General features: G+C 64.5%; 7 protein-coding genes. 4 read left to right on the top strand and 3 right to left on the bottom strand.

The annotated features are described in order from the left end of the window. Window positions 1-427: 427 nt before the first annotated feature. Genes WA702_RS28305 through WA702_RS28295 form a run of 3 tightly spaced genes read left to right on the top strand, consistent with a single transcriptional unit; the run spans window position 428 to window position 1,081 of the window. On the top strand, window positions 428-682 hold the full coding sequence (locus WA702_RS28305; protein ID WP_425113843.1) for a hypothetical protein: 255 nt from the start codon (window positions 428-430) through the stop codon (window positions 680-682). Further along, complete coding sequence (locus WA702_RS28300) at window positions 646-840, top strand: HXXEE domain-containing protein (protein ID WP_425113842.1); 195 nt, start codon at window positions 646-648, stop codon at window positions 838-840. The genes WA702_RS28305 and WA702_RS28300 overlap by 37 nt, the downstream gene beginning before the upstream one ends. A gap of 40 nt (window positions 841-880) precedes the next feature. Beyond that, window positions 881-1,081: a hypothetical protein gene (locus WA702_RS28295; RefSeq protein WP_425113841.1), complete on the top strand. Its 201-nt coding sequence runs from the start codon at window positions 881-883 to the stop codon at window positions 1,079-1,081. Between the two features lie 316 nt (window positions 1,082-1,397). Here WA702_RS28295 and WA702_RS28290 read toward each other — a convergent pair whose 3' ends face one another. The 3 genes from WA702_RS28290 to aqpZ form a co-directional block, all read right to left on the bottom strand. Further along, window positions 1,398-2,315, bottom strand: a complete 918-nt coding sequence (locus tag WA702_RS28290) for an NADP-dependent oxidoreductase (RefSeq protein WP_425113840.1) — start codon at window positions 2,313-2,315, stop codon at window positions 1,398-1,400. Between the two features lie 472 nt (window positions 2,316-2,787). Next, window positions 2,788-4,833: an acetoacetate--CoA ligase gene (locus tag WA702_RS28285; RefSeq protein ID WP_425113839.1), complete on the bottom strand. Its 2,046-nt coding sequence runs from the start codon at window positions 4,831-4,833 to the stop codon at window positions 2,788-2,790. Between the two features lie 233 nt (window positions 4,834-5,066). Next, a complete protein-coding gene (aqpZ, locus tag WA702_RS28280; RefSeq protein ID WP_425113838.1) occupies window positions 5,067-5,810 on the bottom strand; it encodes an aquaporin Z in 744 nt (247 codons plus the stop codon). A 332-nt stretch (window positions 5,811-6,142) separates the two neighbouring features. On the opposite strand from aqpZ, the gene WA702_RS28275 reads away from it, so the two are divergent. Next, window positions 6,143-6,352: a hypothetical protein gene (locus tag WA702_RS28275; protein ID WP_425113837.1), complete on the top strand. Its 210-nt coding sequence runs from the start codon at window positions 6,143-6,145 to the stop codon at window positions 6,350-6,352. Window positions 6,353-6,769 lie beyond the last annotated feature (417 nt).

Raw genomic sequence — 6,769 nt, 5'->3', positions numbered from 1 at the left:
TTCCATTGGCGCTGGCGACGGCCGGGGTCTGCGATTGTTCAGACTTGGTCTCTTGCGCGTTGGCCGCAGCGGCCGCCAGTACCAATACAAACGCGATTGCTTGTCTCGACATGATGGGCTCCTCATCTTGAATGCGGGACCAACGTGCGGCAATACGACTTTGCTCATCGTCGGGAAAAACCGGGCTTTAAAGTGGCGGCCGTCCGCTTCGACGAGGCAGGTCGGCGTCTTTTCGACCCGAGGCTGACGATCGGTATGCAAGGCGGACACGCGTTCGGCTTGTCCGTGCTACCCGCTGCGCTGCTGTTGAACGCCGGGAGATCAGCCATGAGCTGGTTCGAGACTTTCTTTCCGTGGATCGGGCTTGTTGCGGCGATCATGCTGCTGGCGCTGATGTTCGGCACTGACGCTGCGCGGAGATCTGAGCGTGTCCCGATGGCGGGATCTGGTGTGGCTGTCATGGGCGGCTGCCGTTGCCTATCTGCTCCACAATGTCGAAGAATACGGCATCGACCTCTGGGGCCCGATCTATGCGTTCCCGGGCGACGCCTGTGCCATCTTCGGCCACTTGCCCTATCCGGATTGTCCTGTCCCGCCACTGTTCTTCGTTGCGGTCGACGTGCCGATGTTCGGGTTCGTCGGGCCGTGGCAGCCGTGCTTAGCCGGCGGCATCCGCTCGTAGGACTTTCGTTGTACGGCGTGATCTTCGTCAATGCCCTCGTCCATGTCATCGCGGGGCTGGCCAGGAAAGCGATCTACAATCCGGGTTGGCTGACGGCCGTTTTCATCCTTCCTGCCGCTGTGCACGTGGGCCGCCTCCACGCTGTTCGGCGAGAATGACCTGAGCTACAGGGCGCTGGCCTTCCTCGTCGGATGTGGCGTGGTCGTGCATCTGGTGTTGGCCGGCTCTGTTGTTTTGCTCATGCGGGGCGTGCTCGGTGACCCAAGGCCGGCTGAGCTGGCACAGCTCGTCAATGCCGTGTTGCTGCTGCTCGCGCCGTGGCTCGCCGAACGCTGGCGCGGCGGTGCCATTCTGCGGCCACGCGGAAGTCCGGCGACGGCCGCCGCGTTATCGCAATAGGCAGTGGGCCATGTCGGTCGCGAACTTCGGGCCAACGACGGTTCGGCCTCAGATGGACCGATAGCAGCGTCTTGATCGGTAGCTCTGCTTCGCGGACCGCGGGATCGACGACGTCATGACCGCCTCATCGTGCCGCCCAAGGTGACGAAAAGCTCGTCGAGTTGCTCGAACGACTTGCCAAATCCACTTGTACTCCCGGAGGCGATCGCGGCGTCGAGAGCTTCCTATCGAGGGATAGAGGTCGTGCATGACGATCACTGTCTTGTCGCCTCTTTCTTCGAAGGTCACCGTGGTAACGGCCCCGCGCGTGCGTCGATCAGGAACGAACGCGAATGATCGTCTTCCCCTTGCGTCGCTCGGCCGGAGTTAAGGCAGCGACGGCATCGTCGAGGGGCGAGACGTGACCGATGTTCGTCTTCAGTCGTCCGTCCCGCACGCGCTGGACGATCTCATTTAGTTGGGCACGATCGGGCTCGACGACGAAGTCGACCGCCAGACCGTCGGAGGGCCGCACCTCGGCAGGCCCGACGACGGTCACCAGTGTTCCTCCGGCGCGAACGAGGCTTGCGGACCGCTTCTGGATCTCACCGCCGATGACATCGAACACCAGATCGACTTGGCCGATGTCTTCCAGAGCCTCGTTGTCGAGGTCGAGGAACTCTTTGGCGCCGAAGTCGAGCACCGTTTGACGGTCGGCGGCGCGTCCCGTGCCGATCACGTAGGCGCCGGCCTCTCGTGCGAGTTGCGTCACCATCGACCCGACCGCGCCCGCCGCGCCGTGTGCGAGGACGCTCTGGCCCGCCTGAATGCGGCCGTGCTGGAACAAGCCTTGCCAAGCGGTCAGGCCCGAGATCGGCAGGCTTGCGCCCACGACGAAGTCGACGTCGCCCGGCAGCGGCGCGAGGTTGCGGGCCTCCATGGCAACAAGCTCCGCCAGGGTGCCGTCGCGATACCAGTCCGCGAGACCGAACACCCGCTGCCCCACCGAGAGCCCTGTCGTGCCATAACCGAGGGCAGTGACCACTCCAGCCAGCTCGTGCCCAGGGATCGACGGCGTTCGGTCACGGCCATTGCGATCGGTCCAAGTCGAAGGCCACTCTAACTCGGTCGGGACGAATCGCGACGCATGAACCTGAACGAGGACGTCGTTGATCGCTGCTTGCGGCTCGGGCCGCTCCACAAGCTTCATCCCGGCCGTTCCGGCGGCCTTGTCCGTCACCACGATTGCTTTCATGTTGTTTTCCCCTCGGTCATTTGTCTCTTGCTGGAAATGTTGCAGAGCGCGCGGACGCGTCGGCTATCGACAAACTGTCAGGGCGCGTGAAACGCCTGTCTCCGTGCCTGCGATCTGCCCTGTTTGCATTCCGCCTCCCACCAAGCCTGATGGGTCGGGATCGCTCCGGCCGCCGTTGCTAGCGAAGAGATGCGTTGTGCCGGATCATAAAACAGTACCAAGATTGTCAATTCTGGCTGTACCACCGCGCGATGGCCTTTCCGTCCAACCCGATCGTACGAGAAGGACTCCGCCGGCTGGCCAGATTTATTCGATGATCCGAGGCATCGAGACGGCGAACAGGAATTGATTGCGAGGTTGCTAGACTTCATGTCGCCTGGCCCCGTAGCAGAAGGTCGACGCCAAGGCGAACGTACGTTCCGGCGGCATCGCGCTCCTCGCGCGCCGCCGGACGGTGCTACCCGCGCACTGACTAGCAGTTGCTGCTCGCGAGATAATTCTGCGCGAAGTTCAGGTACCAGTCCAGGCACGCCGGATTGGCCATCGCGTCCTTGTTGACGACCTTCTCGATCGGCTGGCCCAGCAGCAGCTTCTTGATCGGCAGCTCCTGCTTCTTGCCAGAGAGCGTGCGCGGGATCTCGGCGACGGCAAAGATCTCGTTCGGCAAAAACCGTCGGGAGACTCCGGCCTCGATGGCGCCGTTGATGCGGCTCTTCATTGGTGCGTCCAGATCGATGCCCGGCCGTAGCACCACAAACAGCGGCATGTAGCTGTTGCGTCCGAGATATTCGAGATCGACCACCAGCGAGTCCAGCACCTCAGGCAGCGCCTCGATCGCGGTATAGAGCTCGCTCGTTCCCATCCGCAGGCCATGGCGGTTGATGGTGGCGTCGCTGCGGCCGTAGATGACGCAAGAGCCGTCCGGCTCGATCTTCAGCCAGTCGCCATGACGCCAGACTGGCCCGCGGCCGCTGCCGTCGAAATTGTCCGGATAGGTCTCGAAGTAGCTGGCGCGATAGCGCGCGTCTCCGGCGTCATTCCAGAACCGCAGCGGCATCGAGGGCAGAGGCTCGGTGCAGACGAGCTCGCCGACTTCGCCGATCGCAGGTCGGCCCTGCTCATCAAAGGCTTCGACCGCGCAGCCGAGCAGCCGGCATTGCATCGCGCCTGGTGTTTGCGGCAGCTCGCGATTGCCGCCGATGAAGGCGCCGGCGAAATCGGTGCCGCCGGAGATGTTCGCCCACCACATGTCCTTCTGCGCGCTGGAGCCGTTGGTCGCGGCCAGCGCTGCGAAGCGCGTATTGAACCAGGCTTGAGTGTCGGCGCCGAGTGGCGAACCGGTCGAACCGAGCGCGCGCAGGCGAGAGAGGTCGCCGCAGGCGTTGAGATCGATATCGGCCTTCATGCAGTTGGCGAAGAACGCCGCGCCGGCGCCGAAGAAGGTCGCGTTGGACCGGCTGACGAAGCGCCACAGCGTGGTCCAGTCGGGCTTGTCCTTCGAGCCGCCGGGGCTGCCGTCGAAGATGCAGCAGGTGGTGCCGTTGAGAAGGCCGGCAGCCTGCGAATTCCACATGATCCAGCCGGTCGAGCTGTACCAATGGAAGCGCTCACCGAATGAGTTCGCCTGATAGCTGCAGCCGATGTCGTTATGCAGCGACAGCAGCGGCAGGCCGACCAGCATGACGCCGCCATGGCCATGCACGATCGGCTTGGGCAGGCCGGTGGTACCGCTGGAATAGACGATCCAGAGCGGATGATCGAATGGCAGCCACGCCGGTTCGAACGCGTCGATCGCGGCACCGGTGCCGGCCAGGATCGCCGCGAGCTGCGGATCCGAACTCGCGGTATTTCCATCGCCGTGCCGAATGACATGGGTGAGGCTCGGCAGTGAGCGCCTGATATCCTCGACCACGCCGGCCCGGTCGTGCCGCTTGCCGGCATAAACGACGGCATCGCAGGCGATCAGCACCTTCGGCTCGATCTGCCGGAAACGGTCGATTACCGCCGGCGCGGCCATGTCGGGCGCGCAGATACTCCAGATCGCCCCCAGGCTGGCGCAGGCGAGGAAGGCGATGATCGCCTCCGGGATGTTCGGCAGATAGGCGGCGATGCGGTCGCCGGGACCGACGCCCTGCGCCTGCAAGTGCACGGCGAGCGCCGCGGCCTGGCGGCGCAGCTCCGGCCAGCTCAGTTCCTTGAGCACGCCATCCTCGCCGGCGCTGACGATCGCCGGCAGGCCGGCGGCATGCGCCGGCGCCACGTGGCGGAAGACCTGATGGGCGTAGTTGACCTTGGTGCCGGGAAACCATACCGCGCCGGGCATCTTGCGTTCGGCCAGAACGGTCTCGACCGGGGTCGCCGATTGCAGGTCGTAATAGTCCCAGATCGTTCGCCAGAATTGATCGAGGTCGGTCACCGACCATTGTCGCAGCGCCTCATAGCTCTCGAAGCTCAGACCGCGCTGCTCCTTGAGCCAGCGTCGATAAAGGGTGATGCGGGGGACGAATGGCGGTGTCATGATCCTTGCAGCTATCCTCGGTCATTTTGCACTGGAGCGCGCGCGGGCCTGCGAAGGGCAGGGGCGGCGGGAGCTCGAGTCCGAGAGTAGCATGGCAGGCTGTCGCCGCCAGCGTGCGAGGCGCGTTTCCGGTGTGCGTTTCGGTCATTGGCGACAGCAAACGACGCCCCGAGCCGTGCAGCTCGGGTGCGTCGTCACTTGCGGTCGGCGCGCCCGTGTCCGCGATCAGGCGGTCATTCCGCCGGAACGCTAGGCGCGAGACCGGTCACTTCGGCGGAGGGCTGCTCGCTCAGCCGGCGGTACAGCAGCCCGCCCAGCGCGCCGCCGACCAGCGGCGCCACCCAGAACAGCCAGAGCTGCGCCAGGGCCCAGCCGCCGACGAACAACGCCGGACCCGTGCTGCGCGCCGGATTGACCGAGGTGTTGGTGATCGGGATGCCGACGAGATGGATCAGCGTCAGGCAAAGCCCGACGGCGATCGGGGCGAAGCCGACCGGCGCCTTGCCGTGGGTCGAGCCCATGATGACGAACAGGAACATCGCGGTGAGCACCACCTCGGCCAGCAAGCACGAGAACAGGCTGTATTGACCTGGCGAATGGACGCCATAGCCGTTGGCCGCAAACCCCTTGCTGACGTCGAAGCCAGGTGCGCCGCTCGCGATCGCATACAGGATCGCCGCGGCGATAATGGCGCCGATCACCTGCGCGATCACGTAGGGCACCACGTCCCGACTTGGGAAGCGGCCGCCCGCCCACAGCCCGACCGTGACCGCCGGGTTGAGATGGCATCCGGAGATGTGCCCGATGGCATAGGCCATCGTCAGCACCGTCAAGCCGAACGCGAGCGCGACGCCGACCAGCCCGATTCCCACTTCAGGGAATTTCGCCGCGATCACCGCGCTGCCGCAGCCGCCAAAGGTGAGCCAGAAGGTCCCGATGGCCTCGGCCGTGCATTTCTGAATGGTCGCATTGTTCATGTGCTCCTCCTTGTTGGCCCCGCGTACGATGAACTGAAGCGGTCGGACAGAGGGCATCGCAGGCGATGACATGTTGGACCAGTGTTATCTTGTAACGGTGATTCTTCCGCCACATGAAGCACCCGGTCGCAACGATTATACAACCCGAACGGGAGCCTTCAAGGGCGATGCGCAGGCATCCGCGATGCTCGGCGCGGTGACGCGGATTTGATCGCAAGGCCGCGCAGCGGATTTGTGCGCAATAGACTGTTAACTCCGTCCGCTGTAGTCGTCGTCGCCTTCAGGGAAAGACCATGCTTCTTCGCAGCCCGACCAGACCAGCGACAGCGCCAATGGACCGCATCCACGCCCGGATGGAGCGCGTGCTGGACGAGACCTGCCGCACTCTCCCTTATGGCGGCGATCATGAGGTGCGGGCCTTCATTGCCAGGAAGCTGGCGGACTCCGCCCTGATCGGTCACACTCTGCTCGGCGAACTCGGTATCGTGGCGCGCAAGGCGCTGGCCGATTACCAGCAGGGACGGCAGTTCGAGCCGACCTGACGTTCGGCTTTGCTGCGCGACCGGGCTGAGCTGGAGCGCTCGGCTGCCGACGCTTCCTGGCACGGGCGGGAATTCTTCCCGACTGAGACCGGGAGCTTAACTGCATGACAAACAAGCCAGAATCCGACAACCTAAGCGGTGGGTGAAACAGAGGCGTTGAAACGGCCACACGAGCTCAAACGCTGCCCAAAAAAGGTGCTTAGGGGAGACGGTTTATGCGTAAGGGGCGGGGCGGTTGCCACTGGGGGCGGCAAACGTCCGCCGTGGCGTCCGCAATTGTCGTGGGGCTTGCGATCGATCCATCAAGCGCCTTCGCCCAAATGGAGCTGCCTCCGGTGACGGTGATTGCGCCGACGCCGCTGGCCGGCACGCGCGCGCCGTAGCCGAAGGCCATCCGCAGCACGGGCGCCCCCCGCA

The organism is Bradyrhizobium sp. (assembly GCF_049798375.1).
Lineage (GTDB): Bacteria > Pseudomonadota > Alphaproteobacteria > Rhizobiales > Xanthobacteraceae > Bradyrhizobium.
This window is presented reverse-complemented; position numbering and strand designations above follow the sequence as displayed.

Excerpts from the sequence above, each read along its gene's own strand:
- WA702_RS28290 (WP_425113840.1), bottom strand. The coding sequence starts at position 2,315 with ATGAAAGCAATCGTGGTGACGGACAAGGCCGCCGGAACGGCCGGGATG.
- WA702_RS28285 (WP_425113839.1), bottom strand. The coding sequence starts at position 4,833 with ATGACACCGCCATTCGTCCCCCGCATCACCCTTTATCGACGCTGGCTC.
- aqpZ (WP_425113838.1), bottom strand. The coding sequence starts at position 5,810 with ATGAACAATGCGACCATTCAGAAATGCACGGCCGAGGCCATCGGGACC.
- WA702_RS28275 (WP_425113837.1), top strand. The coding sequence starts at position 6,143 with ATGGACCGCATCCACGCCCGGATGGAGCGCGTGCTGGACGAGACCTGC.